The sequence below is a fragment of the Siphonobacter sp. SORGH_AS_1065 genome, assembly GCF_030818595.1.
In the GTDB taxonomy this organism is placed as follows: Bacteria; Bacteroidota; Bacteroidia; order Cytophagales; family Spirosomataceae; genus Siphonobacter.
In genome coordinates this window covers 156,033-179,588 of sequence record NZ_JAUTAM010000006.1, presented here as the reverse complement: position 1 = coordinate 179,588, position 23,556 = coordinate 156,033, and the positions used below count along the sequence as shown (strand labels likewise).

22 protein-coding genes and 1 pseudogene are annotated in these 23,556 nt (G+C 43.5%); 12 read left to right on the top strand and 11 right to left on the bottom strand.

Going from position 1 to position 23,556, the window contains the following annotated elements; translation table 11 throughout:
- Positions 1-687: 687 nt before the first annotated feature.
- Together QE390_RS21440 and QE390_RS21435 are read right to left on the bottom strand one after the other, a co-directional pair.
- Positions 688-1,551, bottom strand: a complete 864-nt coding sequence (locus QE390_RS21440) for an AraC family transcriptional regulator (RefSeq protein ID WP_307143775.1) — start codon at positions 1,549-1,551, stop codon at positions 688-690.
- 8 nt (positions 1,552-1,559) lie between these two features.
- Complete coding sequence (locus tag QE390_RS21435; RefSeq protein WP_307143774.1) at positions 1,560-2,249, bottom strand: siderophore-interacting protein; 690 nt, start codon at positions 2,247-2,249, stop codon at positions 1,560-1,562.
- Between the two features lie 418 nt (positions 2,250-2,667).
- Here QE390_RS21435 and QE390_RS21430 point away from each other — a divergent pair, with 418 nt between their 5' ends.
- Complete coding sequence (locus tag QE390_RS21430; RefSeq protein WP_307143773.1) at positions 2,668-3,876, top strand: MFS transporter; 1,209 nt, start codon at positions 2,668-2,670, stop codon at positions 3,874-3,876.
- Between the two features lie 353 nt (positions 3,877-4,229).
- Here QE390_RS21430 and QE390_RS21425 read toward each other — a convergent pair whose 3' ends face one another.
- The 3 genes from QE390_RS21425 to QE390_RS21415 form a co-directional block, all read right to left on the bottom strand.
- Positions 4,230-4,949: an AAA family ATPase gene (locus QE390_RS21425; RefSeq protein WP_307143772.1), complete on the bottom strand. Its 720-nt coding sequence runs from the start codon at positions 4,947-4,949 to the stop codon at positions 4,230-4,232.
- Positions 4,950-5,214: 265 nt separating this feature from the next.
- Positions 5,215-6,414 (bottom strand): mannonate dehydratase, encoded by a 1,200-nt coding sequence (gene uxuA, locus QE390_RS21420; protein WP_373424568.1) that lies wholly within the window; start codon positions 6,412-6,414, stop codon positions 5,215-5,217.
- A gap of 55 nt (positions 6,415-6,469) precedes the next feature.
- Positions 6,470-7,273 carry an SDR family oxidoreductase gene (locus QE390_RS21415; protein ID WP_307143770.1) on the bottom strand — a complete coding sequence of 268 codons (804 nt, stop codon included), beginning with the start codon at positions 7,271-7,273 and terminating at the stop codon, positions 6,470-6,472.
- 446 nt (positions 7,274-7,719) lie between these two features.
- Between QE390_RS21415 and QE390_RS21410 the strand changes: the two genes are divergently transcribed.
- Positions 7,720-8,148, top strand: a complete 429-nt coding sequence (locus tag QE390_RS21410) for a hypothetical protein (RefSeq protein ID WP_307143769.1) — start codon at positions 7,720-7,722, stop codon at positions 8,146-8,148.
- A 77-nt stretch (positions 8,149-8,225) separates the two neighbouring features.
- Here the strand turns inward: QE390_RS21410 and QE390_RS21405 are convergent, their stop codons facing one another.
- On the bottom strand, positions 8,226-8,351 hold the full coding sequence (locus QE390_RS21405) for a hypothetical protein (RefSeq protein WP_307143768.1): 126 nt from the start codon (positions 8,349-8,351) through the stop codon (positions 8,226-8,228).
- 620 nt (positions 8,352-8,971) lie between these two features.
- On the opposite strand from QE390_RS21405, the gene modA reads away from it, so the two are divergent.
- From modA to QE390_RS21390, 3 genes are read left to right on the top strand one after another with little or no spacing between them, the layout of a single operon-like run.
- Positions 8,972-9,766, top strand: a complete 795-nt coding sequence (gene modA, locus QE390_RS21400) for a molybdate ABC transporter substrate-binding protein (protein WP_307143767.1) — start codon at positions 8,972-8,974, stop codon at positions 9,764-9,766.
- Positions 9,767-9,770: 4 nt separating this feature from the next.
- Positions 9,771-10,451, top strand: coding sequence for a molybdate ABC transporter permease subunit (gene modB / locus QE390_RS21395; protein WP_307143766.1), 681 nt, complete (start codon positions 9,771-9,773; stop codon positions 10,449-10,451).
- The gene (locus QE390_RS21390) at positions 10,448-11,263 is read left to right on the top strand and encodes a sulfate/molybdate ABC transporter ATP-binding protein (RefSeq protein ID WP_307143765.1); all 816 of its coding nucleotides are present in this window, start codon (positions 10,448-10,450) and stop codon (positions 11,261-11,263) included. The genes modB and QE390_RS21390 overlap by 4 nt, the downstream gene beginning before the upstream one ends.
- Positions 11,264-11,270: 7 nt before the next feature.
- Here QE390_RS21390 and QE390_RS21385 read toward each other — a convergent pair whose 3' ends face one another.
- Positions 11,271-12,377: a S41 family peptidase gene (locus QE390_RS21385; protein WP_307143764.1), complete on the bottom strand. Its 1,107-nt coding sequence runs from the start codon at positions 12,375-12,377 to the stop codon at positions 11,271-11,273.
- 1,146 nt (positions 12,378-13,523) lie between these two features.
- On the opposite strand from QE390_RS21385, the gene QE390_RS21380 reads away from it, so the two are divergent.
- The 3 genes from QE390_RS21380 to QE390_RS21370 are packed head-to-tail and all read left to right on the top strand — an operon-like array spanning position 13,524 to position 15,869.
- Positions 13,524-14,315: a glycosyltransferase family 2 protein gene (locus tag QE390_RS21380; protein WP_307143763.1), complete on the top strand. Its 792-nt coding sequence runs from the start codon at positions 13,524-13,526 to the stop codon at positions 14,313-14,315.
- Positions 14,302-15,144: a glycosyltransferase family 2 protein gene (locus QE390_RS21375; RefSeq protein ID WP_307143762.1), complete on the top strand. Its 843-nt coding sequence runs from the start codon at positions 14,302-14,304 to the stop codon at positions 15,142-15,144. The genes QE390_RS21380 and QE390_RS21375 overlap by 14 nt, the downstream gene beginning before the upstream one ends.
- A gap of 2 nt (positions 15,145-15,146) precedes the next feature.
- The gene (locus QE390_RS21370) at positions 15,147-15,869 is read left to right on the top strand and encodes a glycosyltransferase family 2 protein (RefSeq protein WP_307143761.1); all 723 of its coding nucleotides are present in this window, start codon (positions 15,147-15,149) and stop codon (positions 15,867-15,869) included.
- Here the strand turns inward: QE390_RS21370 and QE390_RS21365 are convergent.
- The 4 genes from QE390_RS21365 to QE390_RS21350 form a co-directional block, all read right to left on the bottom strand.
- Positions 15,849-16,712 carry a glycosyltransferase family 2 protein gene (locus QE390_RS21365; protein WP_307143760.1) on the bottom strand — a complete coding sequence of 288 codons (864 nt, stop codon included), beginning with the start codon at positions 16,710-16,712 and terminating at the stop codon, positions 15,849-15,851. The genes QE390_RS21370 and QE390_RS21365 overlap by 21 nt on opposite strands.
- 10 nt (positions 16,713-16,722) lie before the next feature.
- Positions 16,723-17,508 carry a methyltransferase, TIGR04325 family gene (locus QE390_RS21360; RefSeq protein ID WP_307143759.1) on the bottom strand — a complete coding sequence of 262 codons (786 nt, stop codon included), beginning with the start codon at positions 17,506-17,508 and terminating at the stop codon, positions 16,723-16,725.
- Between the two features lie 70 nt (positions 17,509-17,578).
- Entirely contained in the window at positions 17,579-18,004 is a 426-nt protein-coding gene (locus tag QE390_RS21355) for an FdtA/QdtA family cupin domain-containing protein (RefSeq protein ID WP_307143758.1), read from the bottom strand.
- A 20-nt stretch (positions 18,005-18,024) separates the two neighbouring features.
- Entirely contained in the window at positions 18,025-18,957 is a 933-nt protein-coding gene (locus tag QE390_RS21350) for a glycosyl transferase (protein WP_307143757.1), read from the bottom strand.
- Between the two features lie 623 nt (positions 18,958-19,580).
- Here QE390_RS21350 and QE390_RS21345 point away from each other — a divergent pair.
- The 4 genes and pseudogenes from QE390_RS21345 to QE390_RS21330 all read left to right on the top strand — a co-directional run bounded on the left by QE390_RS21345 (position 19,581) and on the right by QE390_RS21330 (position 23,543).
- Positions 19,581-20,627 (top strand): sensor histidine kinase, encoded by a 1,047-nt coding sequence (locus QE390_RS21345; RefSeq protein WP_307143756.1) that lies wholly within the window; start codon positions 19,581-19,583, stop codon positions 20,625-20,627.
- Positions 20,627-21,340, top strand: a complete 714-nt coding sequence (locus QE390_RS21340) for a LytTR family DNA-binding domain-containing protein (RefSeq protein ID WP_307143755.1) — start codon at positions 20,627-20,629, stop codon at positions 21,338-21,340. Before QE390_RS21345 ends, QE390_RS21340 begins: the two co-directional genes overlap by 1 nt.
- 133 nt (positions 21,341-21,473) lie before the next feature.
- Positions 21,474-22,516 (top strand): annotated as a pseudogene (locus QE390_RS21335) (NAD(P)-dependent alcohol dehydrogenase).
- 73 nt (positions 22,517-22,589) lie between these two features.
- The gene (locus QE390_RS21330; RefSeq protein WP_307143754.1) at positions 22,590-23,543 is read left to right on the top strand and encodes an AraC family transcriptional regulator; all 954 of its coding nucleotides are present in this window, start codon (positions 22,590-22,592) and stop codon (positions 23,541-23,543) included.
- Positions 23,544-23,556 lie beyond the last annotated feature (13 nt).

Genomic DNA, 23,556 nt, shown 5'->3' with positions numbered 1-23,556 from the left:
AACAAATTATTCATAAAAAATTGCTAAAAGGCAGCGTGCCTAGTTTCAAACCGAAATACGCTGCCTTTCTAGGTATATTAGTTTGCGGTTATCGTGAAAGAAGCATTGGTAACGCTGAGCGTCGCAGACGCTTTTCAGCCATCCGCGACACAGTCGCGGACAAACAGTACGATTATATAAATCTACCACTCTGTCATCCAGAGCGAAGCGAAGGACCTTATTCTCTTTTTCAAACTTATTAGGTCATGAAAAAACTTCTCCCGAAGTTGCCTGGCTTTGGTCGAGTGTCTGCGAGGGGGTCTTTAACCACCCCAAATCCGTCCCATTTCTACAGAAGGTCTCTCTCTTCGTTCGAGATGACAGGCGGGAAAGTTCGTTTAAACCTCGAACTCACTGGTGCGAGATTCCATCTCGTTCCTGCGATAAGGCAGGTTCCTACCTGCCCTTAAATCCTGAATTATCATTAAAAACAAAGCAAAGAACATGACCTCAACGAAGCTTCACTAACTCCAACACTGAAAAGATCTCTCTCTTCAAGCGAAATGACAAGGGAGGGAGTTTGGTTACACTCAGAGCTGTTATTTACAGCAAAGCTAAGGAGCTTACCTGCCTTGCTTTCTGATGCTTGATCGCTGAAGGTTCCAGAAATTGGGGTTTAACGATTAGTTCCTACCGTGCCATATAGATTTAAAGATGATTCTTACGAAACTGAGCCGGGGATTTGCCTACGGTCTTACTGAATAGTCGGATGAAGTATTTATAATCCTCATAGCCCAACGCATAAGCAATTTCCTTAATGCTCTGACTGGTATAAAACAGACGTCGCTGAGCTTCGTGAATGATCTCCTGTTGTATGAAATAGGTGGAAGAAAAGCCCGTGATGGATTTCACAGTGTCATTCAAATAACTGACAGTAATGTTCATTCTGGAAGCATAATCGGCAGGTTTTTTCAGGTTTAAAAAATGCTCTTTCACCAGTTTCTGAAAAGTTTTTGAAATGTCAACGCTCCGCACCGAATACTCCTGAATTCGCTTTGCTTCCTGGGCCTGAAATAGACTGGCTGCCTGATAAAAGAAGGCATTTAATAAATGATGCAGAATTGGGTTTTGAAAGAGCTCCACCTGGGGTTGATTCACACAGCAATTAATCAGCCTGAGTAAATCGACAAACCATGCCAATTGATCCGTATTTAGATCCATCAATACAATTCTTGAAATTGCCTGATCAATGATATTTCGGGCATTTTGATCAATGAGAGACGGGTTAAGGGCAATCATCCAACCTTGGGCATCTTTCATGTGACTTAGGTGATGTACCTGCCCCGGACAAGAAATTAATAATCCAGCTGTATGAAAGCTAATATTCTGAAAATCAATACTGAAGTTTACAGAACCTTTTTCCAGAATGAAACAGCAGTAATGATCGTGCCGATGAGGAATCATTACTTTTTCCTTAGCAGAGGGGTCTATTTCCTCGAAGGCAAAGGATTGAATTTCAATGCCTGACCCACTCTCAATGATTGAGTAGAGTGCTATATTTTCCTGAGTCATAGGGATAGTCAGGACCAAAATCCATGGGAATATATTTTAGCGTTTATCTGCGGTATTGCTTTCAGTTTCTTGCGAAGGCTCTGCACCATGGGAATGTTTCCCGCCATATAAATGCTACTGAATTCACTTAGCTCCGTTGCCCGAAACCATTCTTCCATAACACCCATCGCATTTTCTGACGACCGGGAGATGAATTCGAATGCAGGATATTTATTCAGAAATTTGAAGTCATAGACATCGTGCATGAGCATACAACCCTGGATAGGGTATTGATCAGTATTCGTTAATTGTTGTAAACTCAGAAAATGCCCCAACGCACTGCCGTCGCCCAGACAGAGAATTTTGCCTGGTTTACCTGGTAATGGAGCCACGTGGGCAGGGCCAATGAATAATTCGTCACCCGCCTGTAAACTCCGGGCCCAGCGACTTCCAGCTCCGTTATGGCCCGTTTCAATGTACATGGTACATTCTTTAGTGTCGGCATTCCACTCCGCTGGGGTGTAATCGCGGTATTCCAGCTCAGCCACCTTGCATTTAAATCGTTTAATACTGTCCCATTTTTCCATAGCTATCGTCGGAGCATGAATAACGATTTCGTGTAAAGTGGACGGTTCCCAGGGCCGAACACTCAGAACGGTAGCCTGATCGAACATTTTGCTCAGTAAACCATCGGCAGCTTTCTTCAATAGATTTGCCATAATCAATCATTTTTTGGCAAAACTACTTTCCACAAACCAGCCTTTTGTCCTACAAAGAACGGGAATAGGTGGACAAAAGGCATATCGTTTTATTCTAAAATGAAACTATTCCAGAAAGCATAACTCTGCTTTAGGATCAAGAATCCGATTTTTGAGGATTGACCCTTATTCAGGACAGATTCTACGGTTGCGAAGGTAAAAGTTTTTCTAAAGCTTTAGTAATCAGTCTGGTGAGAAGAATAAGTCTGTTTCTTAGTTAATTATGTACAAGATCAGGTGTAAACAGGACGGACTCCGTTTCGCTGACTTGCCAGGCAAGGAAGGAGAAGATTATCTAACTCAGAAAAGCCCTGAATGAAACTATAAAAGGGCAAATGGGCTTTAATGGACAAGTCTTTTACTCCCATTGCTTCAAGTTATGTCAAAACAACCAACGAATCCGATTTCAACAGTAATTGCTTTTGCCTTACTGCCGTTGTCGGGGTTTGCTACGGATATTTATATTCCCTCCATGCCAAGTATGGCCTCAGCTCTGCACATAACGGATGCTCAGGTACAATTAACGCTGACAGTTTTTCTGATTAGTTATGGCCTTTCTCAGTTGTTTGTCGGAAGCCTGCTCGACAGTTTTGGTCGCTATAAAATTGGACTCGTTTCGCTGTTTATTTTCAGCATTGCCAGTTTAACCATTGCTCTCAGCACGAATCTATATGTGATTTGTGCCATGCGGATTATTCACGGTATTACCGCCGCCTTAATCATCGTAGCGAAACGAGCCTATTTTGTCGATGTCTTTGAAGGCGAACGGCTCAAACATTACCTGAGTTTATTTACCATTATCTGGTCGGTTGGTCCGATTGTAGCTCCTTTTATTGGAGGGTACTTAGAGCAATTTTTTGGCTGGCAGTCTAATTTCTACCTGCTTGCGGGGTTATCGTTCGTACTTCTGATTCTGGACTGGATTTTCAGTCGAGAAACGTTACTGAAGCCCATTGATTTTAACCTGAAAACAATTATCAGCATTTACCTGATTATGCTGAAGACCAAGCCCTTTTTGTTGGGTATTGTGATGTTAAGCCTGGCGTATTCGGCGGTAATGGTATACAACATGACGGGACCTTTCATTATTGAGCACCAGTTTCATTTGAACTCTGTCGTAGCCGGGTACTGTTCGTTAATTTTAGGTTTTGCCTGGATGTTGGGAGGCTTAATTGGCCGGGCTACCATTCGATTGCCCTTCCATGACCGAATGCGAGGGAATATTATCATTCAAACGCTATTCGTACTGGCAATGATTGGGGTAGGCATCTGGGTTCAAAGCTTACCTGTGATGATCTTTTTTGCCTTTTTAATTCAGGCCTGTACGGGGTATACTTACAATAACTACTTTACCTATTGCCTGAGCCGTTTTCCTAATTATGCAGGAATGTCAGGTGGGATGACGGGGGGTATTGTCTACATCCTGGTATCGATCTTCAGTTACCGAATCGTGACGTTATTGCCCCCTAAAGACTCCCACAACCTGAGTTTAAGTTATCTGGTACTAGTGCTTTTGTCCGGCGTAGTGATGGCCTATCTCTACCGTCTTAATACCATTAAAGCCAAAGAAGAGCTCAGTACGACTTAAGTGATTTGGATGCTTTTTGAGTCTGAGAGGCCTTTTCTTCAAGAGAAAAAGGCTTTGAGTCTACATACCCTGATGCGAATTAGGACTCCTGAAACCTTCAGTAAGTAGGAAGTAGTGGATGACAGGCTCGGAAAGATAATGGAAGGTATGAACCTGTACGAGATGGAATCTCGCACCAGAGATTCTTCTGCTAAAAGGGCCTATCGCTGCCAGCTTTTTCGCTGGCAGCACTAACTCAGCCTAATAAAGACGTAAGTAATTGCTACCAGCAGAAAAGCTGGTAGCGGCATGGCCTATGCCTTTAACAAAACTTAACGAAAAGTCTTAGTGCCTTAAAAAACAAGGCTTTTCGTCTATACCTCAGCTAATTGCTTTTGCTCCAGCTCCTGAATAATGATTGCTTTTAATTCGGTAAATAGGTAATCTTTAGCTTCGGCATAAGAAACGTCGTATTTACGGGGAACTTCCCGCAAATGTTCCGGGAAATGCTGTAGTAACTTATTGTAATACCCATCCAACTCAACCGGACCGGGCATTTGATAACTTAATGTTAACTGGAACCGTCTTTTCAATGCTATATCAATCACTTCTAAGTGGTTAGTGGCGGCAATTAACAGGGCTTTATCCGTGAAATAATCAATAAGCTGAATGATGGTATTAACCAGTCGTCGCATCTCCCCTACGTCTTTATCGTCTTTTCCACGCATCTTTCCGAGGTGGTCAAATTCGTCCAGAAACAAGACAGCCCGGTCTTTGGCCGCTTTATCGAAAACCAGTTTCAGGTGAGTGGATGTTTCGCCGATACGAGCGGAAATAACCGTACTTAAATCAAGTACATACAAAGGCTTGTTCAGTACCGTAGCAATGGCTTTGGCCGTTGTGGTTTTTCCGCAACCCGAGCTACCCTCCAGCATGATTTTGTTATTGACAGGAAGGTTATATTTCCGTAATTCTTCTACGTAATTATATTCTTTAATGAGCTGATTTAATAGATTCCGGTTGGTATCATCCAGACAGATGTCCTGCCAGTTAATTTTCTCTTTATCCTGAATAATAACGTCTGATACGGTCATTGATTTTTAGGCAAAACATTCAGAATGAGCTGAATGCAAATGGGAAAACAGACGAGTAATCCTCCTCTGATGAATTAACAAGGGTAATAAATAGTCAAAGTTAACAGGGAATACTCAGGAACCGAAAAGTAGTCGTAAACAACTAGTATTTCAGCCCCTATACCGAACCGAATCTAAAGCTCAATAGTGTAGAACTTACATGAAACAGGCCTGAATAGCTAAATTCAGGCCTGCTTTGCGTAAATTTTATAGGAAAGATGGCAAGTTATGGAAGGGAAGATTCTGCCAGAGCCCGTTCAATACCCAGTTCCAGTCCCCGAATTTCTGCTAGTCCCCGCAAGCGGCCAATAGCGGAGTAACCCGGATAGGTTTTCTTTGTCAGATCGTCTAGCATCTGATGTCCGTGATCGGGACGCATAGGAATACTAGTCTCACCATCGCCCGTTTGTTTCCGTCGATTCTGCTCCAGTACAATGGCTTTTACCACTGCGTACATATCTACATCGCCCGTGAGGTGATCGGCTTCGTGAAAATTCCGGGGATGATCTTCGCGTTTGGTGGTGCGTAAATGCAGAAAGTGAATGCGATTACCGAATTTTCGCAGCATTCCGGGCAGATCGTTATCGGGCCGAACGCCCAGCGAGCCCGTGCAGAAAGTAATACCATTGGCCCGAACGTCACAGGCGGCCATCAGTTGATTCAGATCCGACTCCGTACTTACCACGCGGGGCAGGCCCAGCAACGGATACGGGGGATCATCAGGATGGATACATAGGTTTACGCCAACTTCCTCGGCTACGGGAGCCACCTGCTGAATGAAGTAATATAAATTTTCCCGCAGTTCACGGTCTCCTATGGTTTGATATTGATCAAGTAATTGCTGAAAATTATCGAGCGAAAAAGCCTCCTCTGATCCAGGTAAGCCTAGGAGTACGGTGTTGGAAAGGGCACGGATCTCGTCGTCGCTCATGCGTTCAAACTTCGCTTGGGCCGAGGCGACCAGTTCGGGCTCGTAATCTTCTTCGGCTTGTGGACGTTTGAGAATACAGGTATCAAAAAGGATAAAATCCAGCCAGACGAAACGAAGGGCTAAAGAGCCATCGGGCATTTCATAAGCCAGGTTCGTTCGTGACCAGTCCAGCACGGGCATGAAATTGTAACAAACGGTTCGAATTCCCGCTTCAGCGAGATTGCGAATCGACTGCTGATAATGCTTGATATAGGTCTCACGAGAAGGCTCTGCCTTCTTGATGGCTTCGTGTACGGGCAGGCTTTCTACCACGCTCCAACTCAAAGTTGAATAAGAATCGTTCTGATTTTCAATGAGTTGCTTCCGCTTAAGGATTTCCTCTACCGTCCAGACTTCTCCTACCGGAATATGGTGCAGGGCGGTAACCACGCCTGAGCAACCCGCCTGTCGAATGTCCATTAAGGAAACCGGGTCATTAGGCCCGAACCAACGCATGGTTTGTAACATTCCCATAATAATGATCTGCCGTATTTATCTATACGTTAAATTTCTAAACACCACTGAAAACTGAAAACCCACCGTCCACATTAATGATCGTTCCGGTTACGAATTTGGACGCATCGCTGAGTAACCAAACTAAGGCTCCAACCAATTCTTCTGGCGTACCGAATCGTTTATAGGGGGTTTGTTTCAATACTAAATTACCTCGTTCAGTATAGCTTCCGTCTTCGTTAGTTAATAAGCGACGGTTTTGTTCCGTCAGGAAAAAGCCGGGAGCAATGGCGTTCATTCGGATTTTATCGCCATACCGATTCGCCATTTCAACCGACATCCACTGCGTGTAACAATCCACGGCGGCTTTTCCCAGGCTATAGCCCAGTACTTTCGTAATGACTCGCTGCGAGCTCATGGAAGAAATATTGACGATACTTCCGCTGGCAGAAGCAGCCAGGGCCTGACCAAAAACCTGGGTAGGTAAGACGGTACCCCAAAGATTCAGGTCCATCACCCGCCGCATACCCGCCAGATTTAGCTCAAAGACATCTTCCTCGGGTGATAAAATTCCTTCCGGCATGTTACCTCCCGCTCCATTGACTAGTCCATCAATTCGACCAAAGGTGTCTAAAATTAATTTTTTGGCTGTTTCAAGCTGGGTTTCGTCCAGTACATCGGCCTGCACCGCCAGAGCTTTTCCACCCGCCTGTTGAATAGCCGCCGCTTGCTGTTCGGCCTTTTCAATGTTTCGCCCCAGAATACAAACGGTACCGCCAGCGGCGTGAATTCCTTCTACAAAAGACTGCCCCAGAACGCCCGTGCCGCCCGTTACTACAATGACTTTATCGTTTAATAGCATGATTAATTAAGCAATTATGAAGCGATGAAAACCGAATTTCTTGGTGATGAAAGGGCTAGTGGTAAAAGTAAATGGATGAGGTAAATTGACAATCAACGACCATTGTTTTGCTGCCACTAAATATTAGGTATTGTAATAATGGATTTGCTCTATCTATTCATAGGATTCACAAGGTCAATTAATAAGTCTTTGATTTTAAATTGATTAAATAACTATTGAGCAATGCTTGGATTGGTTCAGAACATTCGCAAGCGTACCTAAGAGATAGACGTTCGAGATAGGGAAGTACCCCGATTTTTGCTAAATGCTTCGGTTAAAATAGCGGCCTGATCGTTCATACATTTACTTATCTCCAGAATCGTTTGGGTAAGGGTGTGAATATGAAGTCAAGAGATTCCAACCATCACATGGTTACTCGGGTCTTTGCAAAAAAAACCAACACTTTGATGAAAACTCTACCTCTCTTCCTGGCCATTTCTTTATTGATAGGTATGATTTCGGGGTGCACGAAAGACGCAAATAACCTTACTGAAAATATCTATGTAAACGAACGTTTTCCAGATTCCTCTGAAAAATTTCATCCTGATTCAATGCGAGTTTTTACCTTCGAATCCTATTTTAAAAATTGGGTTACCGTATCGAAACAAGACCAAATCCTGGCCGAAGGGTATATCGAAACCTACTCGAATGGTTCGGCTGGTAGGTTTTTAGTCAAAGCTCAATCCCGTGACAGAATCACCATTCGAGCGGCTAAAGAACAGGCCTCATTTCGTCTAAAAGACGGATATAAATATTTGTATATAAATAAGTTAAATACGAACAAGTGGACAGTGACTACGCTCTTTCGGATTTATAATCCGAAAGCCATCTGTTAGGGATTTTTACAATCCCTAAAGTAATACTAACCACGTCTTACCCAAACTTGATGAAGTCGCGGTAATAGGAAATTCCCTTAGCCTGACTTCCCGCCGTGGCTGGTGTCCCCACCAATCACGGCGGGAGAAACCAAAATCGCCTCTGCCCAGACGTGATGAAGTTGCGTCTCTACGGTAATAGGAAATGCCCATTGTAGTTGCATCTGCCGTGGTTGGTGTCCTCACCAACCACTGTTAATGGCAGGTGAAGACACCAGCCAAGGCGAGAGGGTATAAACACAACCCCCCGGGTTATGAATGCGGCTGGTGTTATCTCTTCGTTTACGGGTTTTCTTTTTACGTTTTGTAACCTACGCTCTTTCGGATTTATAATCTGAAAGCCATCTCTTAGGGATTTGCAATCCCTAAAGTAACACTAACCACGTCTTATCCAGACGTGATGAAGTCGCGATAATAGGAAATGCCCTTAACCTGACTTACAACTAACACATGATAGGGCCTCATCATTCCGCCGTGGTTAGTGTCCTCACCAACTACTGTTAATGACTGGTGAAGGCAGCAGCTAGGGTGAGAGTAACTAGAATCGCCTCTGCCCAGACGTAATGAAATCGCGTCTCTACGAGACAGGAAAAATCCTATTATAGTTGCTCGGGTGTGTTAAGCAATAAGAATTACTCTTTCGGTAGATATAACAAAGCATCATAGCCTAATAATTATAAGCGTTGCCGGAAACCTTATTAATCTTCTCCAGTTGAATCATAGACTTAGGTCCTATAAAGTGGCATTTCATACGATTCATCGTAGCTTGCACTATACTTTACATATGATGCCGGAATTCCATACCCCCAAAAAACAGAGGAGAGGCTTACTAACATTTCTGATTACGATAGGCTTATTTTTTGCTTCTGTAAACCTGAGTGTCGCTCAAAAAGCGGAGATTACCGTGGCCGCCGCCGCCGATCTTCGGTATGCGATGGATTCGCTGGTAAGTGTGTTCAAAACTGAGCAACCCGGTGTGAGGGTAACGGTGATTTATGGTTCTTCTGGAAAATTTTTCCAGCAAATCAGTCACAATGCTCCCTTCGATGTATTCTTCTCAGCGGATATTGATTTCCCTAAACAATTAGAAAAGAAAGGATTAACGGCTTCGCCCATTCACACGTATGCCGTGGGGCGACTGGTTTTGTGGAGCACGAAAATTAAACCGAAAGATTTAAAAAGTCTACAGGATCGGAGTGTTCGCAAAATCGCCATCGCCAATCCGCAACTAGCCCCGTATGGCAAACGAGCCGAAGAAGTTTTACGGCATTACAAGCTTTACGACCAGGTAAAAAATAAGTTGGTGCAGGGTGAGAATATCGCTCAAACGGCTCAGTTTGTCTCTACTGGGGCCGCCGACATAGGACTCATTGCCTTATCATTGGCTTTAAGTCCACCCCTGAAATCGCAGGGAGCCTTCTACCTCATTCCCTCGACGGCCCATACGCCACTACAACAGGCTCATGTGGTTTTAAAAAGGGCTCTGCATAATAAATCGGCTTTTGCTTTTCTGACTTTTATGGAAACCAATAAAGCTAAAAAGATAATGGAAGCCTTTGGTTTTTCGATTCCCAAGTAATGGTATGATTGATGATTTTAGCCAAACCCTCCTGGTAACCTTAGCTCTGGCTGCTTCGACAACGGTTATCCTGTTCATACTAGGAATACCCTTGGGGTACGGGTTGGCATATACCAAGTTTAGAGGAAAAGCGGTTATTGAAGCGATGGTAAGTTTGCCGCTGGTATTACCCCCAACCGTCACAGGTTTTTATTTATTACTGGCCTTTAGTGAAGAAAGTGCCATCGGAAGCTGGCTGATCCATACGCTGGGGCTTCATCTTAACTTTACGTTTTCGGGGATTCTGGTAGGGTCGGTATTCTATAGCCTGCCCTTTATGGTGCATCCCGTACAGTCGGGTTTTGAAAACCTTTCGTCTTCCTTGCGGGAGGCATCCTTAACGCTGGGTAAATCCGAGTGGACTACCCTAATGCGGGTATTACTACCCAACATTAAACCTTCATTGCTAAGCGGACTAGTTTTGTCGTTTGCTCACACCATTGGGGAGTTTGGTCTGGTATTAATGATTGGGGGTAACATTCCCGGCCAAACGCGGGTGGCCTCCATCGCTATTTATGACGAAGTAGAAAGTTTTAATTACGACCGTTCCAATGCGTATGCCCTGGTGTTACTGGGCGTTGCTTTTTTCATTTTACTACTTCTGTTTACCTATAACAAAAAGCTCCGCACTCGCACGTTATTATGATCGAGGTTCAGTTAAAAAAAACGATATATGCGGTTCAGGGACCCTTAGTACTGGATGTCTCTCTTGAGATTCAATCGGGGGAGCTGGTGGCTTTGTATGGGCCGTCGGGGAGCGGAAAAACGACCTTACTTCGCTTACTGGCGGGCCTCGAAAAACCCGAATCGGGACGGGTCATGTTTGGTGGAGAAGTATGGTATGATAACCGTATTTTTTTAAAGGCTCAGCATCGATCCGTGGGATTTGTGTTTCAGGATTACGCTCTGTTCCCTAATATGAGCATTCGTGAGCAACTGATTTTTGCCTTGCCTGATCCGAAAAAACAGGATTTAGTGGATGAATTACTGCAATTGACTCGTCTGGAAACCTTAGCTCATCGCTTTCCCGACCAGCTGTCTGGTGGACAAAAACAGCGGGTGGCCCTGGCTCGGGCGGTAGCTCGTCAACCTCAATTACTATTACTAGACGAACCATTATCAGCTCTCGATCAGGAAACACGGCTTCGCTTGCAGGAAGAAATTAAAAAAATTCACCAGCATTTCGGCTTAACAACGCTGCTGGTCAGTCACGATGTGGCAGAAGTCAAGCGGTTGGCTCATCGGGTTGTGTGTCTGGATGAAGGAAAAATTACCAAGCAGGGGTTACCTGCCGAAGTATTAAGCTCGGGCAACAAGCCCTTGCTAGGCCGGGTTATTGCCATTCAGCCCGTTGACAAACAATGGATGGTAACGGTTCAGTTAGAGAATATGCAGCAGCAAATATTGATTTCTGATGAGGACATCCAGATGGGTGACCGCGTCTGGATGTCCTCCTAATCCCCACTTATTTATCGGTGGAAACTCTGATCATTAACTCCTGAATCGCCCGCATCAAAACCGGGTCCTGGGTTGATGAGTTATTGTTATTTTTCACTAATATGTCTACGGGCGTGCCCATGCCTTCGTAGCAAATCATTCGGGCATTATAATATCGCTGGTTTGACAGACTCACGTTCCAGCCGTTGGGCAAGCGAAACCAGTAGGGATCGGAGTAATTGCCAAGCGTATTTTCTCCAATCAGTAATACCTGTGGAACTTCATTCATGATAACCGTAAAAACATCGGCAGCGTCGGCAGTATAGGGATTGGTTAGCAGAGCCACAGGACCTGAATAAGGCTTAGCAGTACCAGGCTCAACAAATTCCGTTTCTGCCGGAGTTAGATCTTCATAATTAACTCCGGGCTGTCGATCTCTGCGGTATAGGCCAACGGTTTGTTTAGAAATGAATCGGGTGACCCATTCGTAGGCAAAGGCCCGTTGACCACCCCGGGTATTTCTAAGATCAATGATAAGACCTGGAGCCATGGCAATTTTACTAAACAAGGTATCCAGATGATGAGCCAGATTTTTTACGTCTGATTTCAAATCGGCGGTGGAGTCTGCAAAAAAACGGTTCACTCGAACGTACGCTAGCTTCGGCGAGAGAGCATAACTAATCCAGGGCTGTTGATGCACCATAGGTCCTAGCGATTGCTCCTTCTGAAATCCTTGCTGGGCAAGTATTGAATAATCGGGATAAAAGACTTTTAGCGGAGAAAGGGTCGATGATTTGCCTATAAACCTGGAACCTTGAAAAACCTTTCCCTGATTGTTTACCAAACGTACTTGTCCATCCCGAAAGGGCAGAAGCATGGCTGAACAGATACTGAAGAGGGAATCTTCGGTAGTATGGGCATGAACCAGAGGCCTGTATTTTCGGTAAGCCTGATGCCAGTTGACTTCCTTTACTTTAAAAAAAGCATAATGATCCTGAAACGTATTCCATAATACCTCAAAACTCAACTCTGGCGTTGACAGGGCCGTATGCTTGGGTAAGGATGCAGGTTTTTGGGCCAGGAGAACTGTGGGCTTTAAAATGATTAGCAGAAGGAAAAAATAACCTTTCATCATATGAACTATTAAAATAAGTTAGGTATAGGGCACTGCTGAGTGCATGGACAACGTAAAAGTAAACTAAATAATGATATATGATAAAAACAGTAATAAATACTTAATTTCAGTTGGGTCAGTAGAATGAGATCAACTTTCAGTAAATATTCGAGTTATGGGCAACGAAGAGCGTGAGATTGTTGACGGATGTAAAAAAATAGGGTTGAGTATTCCCCGCTTAGCAGTCAACGCTGGTAATGTAAAACCCTTGATTTTTGCCTACTTCACACATTCTAATGGTAGTTTTAATTCATGCTTTACCGCTAAATGGTAGCTGAAAATTCTTAACAAAGGAATGAATAGGGGAAGGCTCAGTAGATTAAGCAGGCTCTTATGCTCGATACCTTAAAAAATGACCTCTATTCGCCGGGGAAGTAACTTAATCCATGAGGCTAATTTCTTGAAGATAGAAAAATGGACTAAGCCCACTAAGGTTTTATACTTAGGTATCAAGGAAGTGAACTTCAGTTAATAGAAAGCCATCTGATCACTCAGGCGTACAATTTCTGCGATCAATCCCTTTAGAAGTGCGATTAATAGGCTGTATTTAGATTAAATTATTATTAGAAATTGTATACAAGGCTGCCCCCTTTTTTGGACTTCTTATTTCTGATTATCAGTTAAATACATTCTTTGTATTGATATAGGTTAACATATTCTTGTTTATGTCTGATTGAGAAATTCCAAAAAATGTTTTGCCATATATACATCGCTCGTGGAAAACGCTATATTTGTTTAGGTTAATGAGACAAACCTGTACTTTTTAGCTACTTATCGGTATCCACTATAAACTATAACCCCATTCAAGTCAAAGGCGACCTGATGCAGACGGATAATCCCCATTTCCGTTCCTGATTATTTACAGGATCAAGCAAGGTCAAAGTTAGGAAACGACTATCTTCTTTATGCAGTCCATTGGAATGCTAAGAATCATAACTCTTTGAGGCTCAATAGCCAGTTCATAAATTTATGTATCACCCCAGATTGGTTCGTACCGAATTATACTTCATTTAGCTAACTAGGTTTCCTAGAAAACCCTGTTACTAATGGTTGAAATATCCCCCAAACCTGCCCTGAAGATTCGGTAAGTAATGAATAAGGATTATAATGTCAGTTCCCCCAACGTCACTGATTGTATCTACTTATAATTGGCCGGAAGCATTGAAATTTTGCCTGCTAAGTGTGGCAAGACAACGAATGCTCCCTGATGAAGTAATCATTGCTGATGACGGATCTCGCCAGGAAACGCGGGATCTGATTGAAGCGATGAGAGGTATCATTCCCGTTCCCCTCATTCATGTCTGGCACGAAGATCTGGGGTTTCGGAAGACCGAAATTTTAAATAAGGCCGTGCGGAAGAGCTCGGGGGATTACCTCATCCAGATTGATGGCGATGTTATCTTACATCCCTATTTTATTAAAGATCATATCGTTGCGGCTGAGCCGGGGGCTTTTGTGCGAGGAACCCGGGCTCGGATTACCCCTGCCAAAACGGCGGAAATACTCCTGCGTACCCATGTGAACCTGCATGTCTTTTCAAAAGGCGTCTATAATCGCCTGAACGCTCTTCGTTTGCCTTTCCTGAAATCGCTGGGCGAGCGGAAAGAAATGAAAAGCCGTAATGTGCGGGGCAGTAACCTGGCTTTCTGGAAAGCGGATTTCGTTCGGGTGAATGGGTACAATAATGATTTGAAGGGCTGGGGACATGAAGATGAAGAATTAGCCGCCCGATTAATCAATAACTCTATTGTTAAGAAAATCATAAAACTAAGTGCAGTTCAATTTCACCTTCACCATGATGAGCTACAAAGACCAAACGAACCTTTCCACGTCCAGGTAGTGGAAGAGGTCGTATCGAACAACATCAAAACCTGTGTCAATGGATATGGCCGCAGTTAATTCAAATCGTGTAGTAAAAACGACTCTCATCATTTCAACGTACAACTGGCCTGAAGCTCTGCACCTTTGTTTACTCAGTGTCAGTCGTCAGTCCGTTCTTCCAGACGAGGTAATTATTGCCGACGATGGTTCAACGATTGAGACGTATGATCTGATTGAAAGCCTGAGAAAGACTTTTCCTGTGCCTCTGATTCACGTGTGGCAGGAGGATGAAGGTTTTCAATTAGCTAAAATTCGCAATAAGGCCATTGCCAGAGCTACCCAGGATTACATCATTCAGGTGGACGGAGACCTTATTCTTCACAAACATTTCATTGAAGATCATCTGGAACTCAGCAAACCGGGCACGTTTATGACCGGCAGCCGGGTTTTGATGAATAAGCGTTTGTCGGAAAGCTTACTGGCTTCCCAGAAAACGAGTACGGGTATCCTCGTATCAGGCATGAGTAACCATACGAATCGGTTTCAAATTAAATTTCTCAGAAACTATTTCGCCGATCGTTACAAAGCCCATGACATCATGAAGCTTCGGGGCTGTAATATGGCGTTCTGGCGTGAGGATCTGATCAGGGTCAATGGCTATAATGAAGATTTTTATGGCTGGGGAAAAGAAGATAATGAAATCGCGGCTCGGCTGGTAAATGCCGGTATTCGGAAACGGGCCATCAAATTTGGCGGCATCGTTTTTCACCTGTATCACCCGGAGAAATGCCGCGAGCGTTGCGAGGAAAACGAAAGACGTCTGATTCAGACGATTCTTAACAAAGTCATTTACTGCAAAAGAGGAGTAAGTCAATACGATTACGCCAGCGTTGAACAATACGCTTGAGAATGAATACATTGCCCCTGATTTCCATCATTTTGGTTACATACAATGCTGAAAAATGCTTACAGCGGTGTCTGAATAGCATTTTTCAGCAAACGTACCCTTCACTGGAGCTGATTATTATAGACGGAGCCAGCACGGACGGTACCCTTGACATTCTGAATGCCCATTCGGATGCGATTACTTATTGGCGAAGTGAAAAGGACGGAGGAATTTACGAAGCCATGAATAAAGCCCTGGACCAGGTTAAGGGCCAGTGGGTGTATTTTATTGGAGCCGATGATGAACTGACACCCGATTTTTCAAAACTGGCCGGAGCGTTAAGCAGTCCAAAGGCGATTTATTACGGAAGTGTCTGGAAAGAAGGCAAGAAGTATTTAGGAAAGCTTTCGGATTACCACCATGCCAAGACGGGAATTAACCATCAGGCCATGATTTATCCGGCCAGCGTGTTTCAGAAGTATCGATTTGATACCAAGTACCGAATCTCGGCGGACCATGTGTTAAATATGTGGTGCTGGAAAGACCCAGCGTATACCTTCGAATTTCAGGATTACGTCATCGCCACCTTTAGCCACATGGGGGTTTCGTCTCTTCAGAAAGATCAGTTATTTGACCAAAACAAGGCCCGATTAATCCGGGAAAATTATGGGGTAACCATCTGGCTGCGGTTTTTATTTAAACGCCTGAAAGCAAATCTGAGAGGCTCATCGTTTGCTGAAGCGTAAGCCCTTGATCCGGTCATGAATAATTTTCTTCGGTAGTTTCAGTAACTTAATTCTGGCTCGGTCTCGATATTTTTTTACAGGAATGCATGCGATGAGTCGGAGCATCCATCGGTAAAAATTCAAATGGATTGGATCCTGCTTTTGCTCCCGATCAAGAATAGCCTTGATTTCCTCCAGGTAAAGAGATTTCTGATTGAGGCTTTTCTGATTTTCGTTCCTTAAACGGAAACCTCCGAGTATATACGATGACGTATATAAATCAGCGGTTCTAAAGAATCGGAGCCACAATTCAAAGTCAGCCGCCAGTGAATAGTCGAGGTCTATATACCCTCCAGATTCCTGCCACAAATCCCGTTTCCAGAAAACAGACTCCTGCTGAATGTACTTTCCATTATTCAGGTGCATCCGTACTTTCGACCAGCGTTGCTGGTAAGGATCTTCTTCATACACAAAAGGATTGCCGCGTTCGTCAAAAAAGGTATTACTACCCATCAACCAGCGAACCTGCTTGAAATGCTCAAAGATTTCAGCTACAATAAACAGGGATTTTTTATGATACATGTCGTCAGAGTTGATCCAGGCCATGATTTCCCCCGTCGATTTTTCGAAGCCTTTTTGCAGGGCATGGTACAATCCCTCATCTTTTTCACTAACCCAATAGCTTAGCTGAGACTCGTATTTCCTTATAATGTCAACGGAATGATCGGTACTTCCCCCGTCAATAATGATGTATTCGAGATTAGGATACCCTTGGTTAAGAACCGAAAGAATGGTGTCTTCCAGATACTTACCCTGATTGAACGAAGGGGTAACCACTGAGATTTTAGGAAATGAAGAATGCATGCGTAAACTATTACTTTTTGATCAGATAAAACCCTTTCTCGTAACCAATGGGCTCGTGGTCAATAGTGACAATGGCTTCCCCTTCTACGTAAGTATTAAACTCTCCTGCAATCATATAATTCTTTTGAAAATGTTGCAGAAAGCCAGCTTCGTTGAAAAACCAGGTCGGATAGGAGGCCTCGTAAATACTAGGCCAGACTTTTTGAATGGTTAGTCGGTCACTATTACCTTTTACAAAAGCCGTTCGGTCAAAGAGAATAGCTTTAAATCCATAGGAAGTCAGCTTCTTTATAAAGCCATAAGGATCAGGTAAATACTGAACAACACTCGAAAGAATAATCAGATCAATAGGATAGGAAACAGTACATTCTTCAACCGAATGAAAAAAATGAAGCATTTCATCTTCAAAAAATTTCCGCCCGTAATCAATGTAATGAGCCTGTTCGACAATGTTCCAGCTTGAGCAAACGCCGGGAGTCAAAAATTCCTTTATCTGAAAATAAGTACTGCCTAATGAGCCCCCAAAATCCAGAATGTGAAGAGGGAGGCCTTTTTGCAAAGCCGTGTGTAAAACAAAGGAAATGAGCGGGAAGGGATATTCTTTCTTATCAAAAAGAACAGAATCTCTTTCGTAAACCGCTTCGCCGTTTTTTACCTTTAAAAGAGCTTCTTTCGTTTTCTCCAGAATGTTCGCTTGTCCGTAGCCCTGGGTCAGAGCGGAAGCTTCCTGCCAGGAAGCATAATTACCGAACCAGCCATATTCTGGCTTCTTACGTTTGCTTAAAAACTTGATCACAGAAATAACATTGACTAAAAGAATTATCCTGAATAACTAATTGAAATTCAGGATAATTAGGATGACTCAATCACAGGGTAGCTATTTCACTGGCCAGAAACCCCAGCTTCATGGACTCCGTTAATCCCCCTCGTTCGTAGGGCTCATAAATGTAATCGTCTGCATCAAAATATTCAGAAGCCAGCACCATCAAAATGGCATCTTCGGAGAAGTTGTACATCTGATGCCAGTCTTCGGGATTGAGGATAAGGCATTTATCCGCAGAATTTAATATAAATTGTTCCTGACGCAGGTTGTTATCATTGTAAATCGTACAGGTTCCCCGGATACAAATAGCGGCTTGGATAGTGGTGTGGTGGCGATGTCCTCCACGCGTAGAATCATCAACCCCATAGATGTAAAAAATACGCTTAATAGGAAAAGGAATTACTTTTTCAATGACCGTCAGATTCCCACGAGAATCTGTAAAGGTTTTTAAGTTGATGAGATGAGCCACAAGTTTCCTCGTTATTGGGATTAGTAGAATTTGGTTTGTCTGTAATAATTCTTGTATGAACCTTTGATCAGAAAATTCGCTTGGCGACCCAGATTGGATTGAACCCAACTCAGCGAGTACAACGGTTCATGGAACATACTATTCTGATCTGCCTGCTTTATTTGGGTTTCTGCCTGAGCTAAGGCCTTGGCATACGGCTTGTATATCAGCGATATAGCTTCTTTTGACAGCGTATACTGCTCATCCGTCAAGCGAAAAACCTGATTAAGGCAATACCGGAAATCATGAAAATGATAGAAAACAAGAGCCTGTACTTGCGAATCCTTTTGTACGAAAACTTCGTTGCCTTTTTTGCAAAAGGTGTATTGAGTGTTATTCCAGGGAGCCACTCCTCCACCCAAATGTTGCAGCACATGCACGCCCGTAAATCGGGTAGTCCAGTCATCCAGGTATTTCTGATCTCCAAATTTTCCGTCTTCAAAGCGACGGTAACACCATTCCAGACAAGCCTTCCGCCACCAGTCTAAAACAGCGAGTCCTTCGGCGGTATTCTTGAAAGTAATAAACTGTACACAATAGATACCGCTCAGGGCTGATTGATCGTGCTCAGGGCTATACCGATGCTCCGTGATTAACACCGAATTTTCACCCATTTCATCCGTCAAAACTTTTGGATCGGAAAAGAACAAAAGATCAGCATCAATATAAGTACAATGGTCTAAGGAATAGGTATGTATACAATACCAAAGGGTTGAAGACGTGCAGGTCCAGCAATATTCGCCAGCCGTACGATCTTTTTTTACTGCCAATAACGCTTCGTTCTCGAATTCCTTCAGAGAAATAAGGGTAGCATGCGTAAGATGTAACCTTTGCAGAACGTCATAACAATGGTCGTCGAAAGCAAAGATAAATAAATGAAAGTCAGTGCACTTATCTACTAAAGATGCATACATTGACAATCCCCGCGATAAATACGCGGAGTTGAACAAAGTACAGAAATTCTGCATTGTGTATTCGTAAAGTATACGTCAAGTTGAGGGGCTCATCTAAATTACTAGTAAATATCATTGGATAGTAATTTTTATTTAAAAATTATTCAAAAAATACAGAAGAACAGCGAGGTTAAAATTGTGAATTTCATCCATTTAGGTATTGATACTTACTTTAATTTTTAGTCACTAATGACAATATAATTACATATGTGTCTGAAAATCAGAATATTTATTATAGGTATGTAATTTCTCATCCAAGTACTACGGTTGTGACATGAAAAAGATGAAATTTTTCTAATCAATAAAAATTATAATTGACAGATAATCCCTACTAAAGCAATATGAATGCTCGCATAGATGTGCCACAAGTCAGTAAAGAAGAGTGAGGCCACATCTATAGACCCAACCCGGCGATTGATTGACGTTGTTCAGAAGCTTATTACGACAAGCCGTCGCAGTTGGTCGAAAAAATGGGTTGTTGGTCGAGGAGATTTTGTGTTGTAGCTCCTGAAGTTGTTGTTTCGCCAAAGAGTTCTTAGGGAACTGGCCAAGTGACTTAGATTTAGAGGCAGAAAAAATAGGAAATGAAGATTCTCAGCAGTTATAAAACAAACCGTGTCGCCTGGGCACAAGGAATTTTCTGGCTTAGCTACTTTCTATTTGAATGGCTGAATACCGGAGCTTACCTTGACAATTTTCGGCAGAGTTTATTTTTCATTTTGCTGAATATTCCTTTGTTGCTAGCGGCGGGTTATTGGCACTTGCTGGTAACCATCCGACATTTTTTGCTGTCAGGAAAAATGCTTGGTTTTTACGTAAGTCTGGTTGCTGGGATTCTGGTGTTTGGTAGCCTACGCCGATTCATCAACTACACATATTATTACCCGGCATTTATCCCTATGGGCTTGCATAAACCCCTTTGGTACTTTCCGAAAATCATGGCAGAGGCCATGCAACTTCATCTGGTGGTAGGTTTGTTTATTGCCGTTGATTTAGTACGGCACGCCTTGCAGCAACAACGCCTGAATGAAACGTATCGCCGGGAAAAAGTGTCGGCTGAATACCGATTGTTACAGTCGCAGGTGCAACCGCATTTTCTGTTTAATACCCTTAACAACCTGATTTCAGTATCGATGCATCAGCCCGGACAAGTGCCCTACTTATTGCATCGACTTGCGGGTTTGCTGAGTTATCAATTACACGAAAGCCACCGAACGCTTGTGCCTATTACCCGAGAGCTGGCCTACCTGACGGATTATATTTCGCTGGAAAAAATACGTTACGGCGATCGTCTGGATGTGCAAACGAACTTTCAGGAATGCGAGCTCTGGACGCACCTGCACATTCCGCCCCTATTACTTTTACCTTTTGTCGAGAACGCTTTCAAACACGGGGCCTCGCAAACGGAGGAAGGTTGCTGGATTCAGCTTCATGTGTCCCAGCGAGGGAATAGACTGGTGTTTTCGGCTGAAAATTCAGTTCCTGAGGTAGTGAATGAGACTTCTACAACGGGATTGGGATTGAATAATTTAAAACAGCGGTTAGAAATATTGTTTCCCGGTACTTATGAATTGGTAACCCTACAGGAAGAAGGGCAGTATCTGGCCGTATTAAAATTTGACTTATACTAATGGCTATTCGTTGTTTCATACTGGATGATGAACCCCTGGCGACGGATTTGCTGGAAGATTACATCAGTCGTCTGCCTGATTTGGAACTGGTGGGCGTTTCCAACAGTCCGACGCAGGCTCTGGGGGTATTGCAACACACGCCGGTTGATATTATTTTTCTGGATATTCATATGCCCCGGCTAACGGGTTTTGAATTTCTGAGACCATTGGGGTATCGACCCAAAATCATCTTTACCACAGCTTATCGGGAATATGCTCTGGATAGTTATGAGTTTGATGTATTGGATTTCCTGGTAAAACCCATTTCGTTTGAACGATTTCTACAATCCGTCGGAAAAATTTACCGATTTCTGCCCGTAGGATCATCCTCAGCGGAGACGCTCGAACCTGCAAAAACAGAACGGGCGTATCAGTATTTTAAGGTAAATAAGGAAATGGTAAAACTGTATCTGGATGACATTTTATGGATTGAAAGTCTGAAGGATTACGTTCGCATTCATACCCTTTCAGGAACGCTGGTTTCGTATTTACGCATTAGTTACCTCGAAGAAAAATTGCCTCCCGAGCGTTTCGTTCGCATTCATAAATCGTTCATCATTGCTTTGGATCATATTCAGGCCATCAGTGCGATGTACATTCGGATTAATAACGAGGAAATACCCATTGGACGGATTTACAAGGCCAGACTCGAACATATGTTTCAACGGAGTTAAAGCACTTTGATAGTTGATTTTCATATAAAATCCGTTGATTTTACTATACACAGAGCCCGAAAGCGGCAGGATTTTTGTAGAGTGAATAATTCTATTTTGAATTATTTTTCATTACTCACTAAAAACAATACTGATGATTGACGCGAAAGGTTATGCTGCTCAAACCAGTGAAACGCCACTGGCTCCCTGGTCATTCGAACGACGAGAATTAGGCCCACACGACGTTCAGTTTGATATTACGTATTGTGGCGTTTGTCACTCCGATCTTCACCAAATCAGAGACGAATGGGGTGGTGGTATTTTTCCAATGGTGCCCGGCCACGAAATCGTTGGCAAGGTTGTGGCAGTAGGGGAACACGTGACTAAATTTAAAGTAGGAGATCTTGCCGGAACGGGTTGTATGGTAGATTCCTGTCGGCAATGTGATTCCTGTCAGCAAGGTCTGGAACAATATTGTACGAACGGGAATACGTTGACCTACAACAGCCTTGAACAGGATGGCCGAACCCCTACTTATGGTGGATATTCCAACACGATTGTCGTCAACGAAGATTTCGTATTACACCTCTCGGATCAATTAGACCTGGCGGCTACGGCCCCTTTACTATGTGCAGGAATTACCACGTATTCTCCGCTGAAGCACTGGAAAGTTGGTAAAGGTCACAAACTGGCCGTACTGGGTTTGGGTGGTTTAGGGCATATGGGGGTAAAATTCGGCGTAGCTCTTGGAGCGGAAGTAACGGTATTAAGTACTTCGCCCCGGAAAGAAGCAGACGCCCGCAAACTGGGGGCTCATCATTTCATTGTCACGAGCGACGCTGCTCAGATGGAGGCCGCTGGGGCGACCTTCGATTTTATTCTGGACACGGTTTCTGCCGAACACGATTACAATCAATACCTGGCTTTACTCAAGGTAGATGGCGTGCACATCTGCGTCGGAGCACCGCCAACGCCATCGGCGTTACTGGCTTTTAGCCTCATACCGGGACGGAAAAGTATTGCCGGATCGACTATCGGGGGATTAAGGAAACGCAGGAAATGCTCGATTTCTGTGCGGAACATAACATCACTTCCGACATCGAACTTATTGATATTAAGGATATTGAAACGTCTTACGAGCGAATGCTGAAAGGCGACGTTCGCTATCGTTTTGTGATTGACATGGCCACTTTATAAGCCATTCTGGAAAGGGCGTTTCTACGCGACGCCCTTTCTTTTTATTGAAAAAAGGAGTAATGCTATGAAGCTGATGGAAAAACGGATTGAACAACTGGAGGATATTCCCAGCGTGACACTGGTGGATGTAGAAAACCCGGATGCCCGCTTGCTGGCAATTACTCCAGTGGCGAGGAATTACTTCGAAAACTGGAATATTCGGGTCGTTAATCGGGAGGAAATCGACTGTAAGAATTACCTCTCTCCCAATCGGCGGGATTTTTACAAGATTACTTTTTTTACCCAGGGAACGGGACTTTTCAGTCAGGGAATGCATCGCTTTTGCATTGAGGAGCCGACGATGGTATTTATTCATCCTAATGAAATTATTTCCTGGAAAAACGTCTCTTCTGCATCGGCCCGCTCAGCGGGTTATTATTGCCTCTTCAAAAAGCGATACGTGGATGCTCATCCGACGTTAAAGACCGTAATGGATCGTTACAAGCTTTTCACGGAACGAAAAGTGGTACGATTATCAGAATCTTCTGTGGCTACGATTGACCACTGGTTTCGGGAGATGGCAGAACAAGCTCAAACCGAGGGAACCTTAGTGGAAGATACCTTGCAGGCTTATTTGCAGTTGATCATGATTGAAAGCATGAAAGGCGATTCGTTACCACTGATGGGAAATGTATCGGATGATTACCGCCATGTACACGATTTTTTCCAGTTACTGGAAGAGGAAGCCGCAACGATTAACCTCAATCATCCCGTTCGGTTACGCACGGCCAAGGAGTTTGCCGAGGAGTTACAATTGCATCCAAATTACCTAAATGCCTTATTGAAAAAGCACACGGGCCAAAATATTAGTACACACATCAAAAATCGGTTGCTGGAAGAAAGTAAGGCTCTGCTGTTACAAACCGATTGGACATTACAACAGATTGGTTACTGCATCGGCTTTGCAGATCAGCCTAATTTTAGTCAGTTTTTCAAGAAAAATACTGGGCTGACCCCTGCCGTTTTCCGCCGATCGCATCAATTTTGACGTTCGTTTAGTA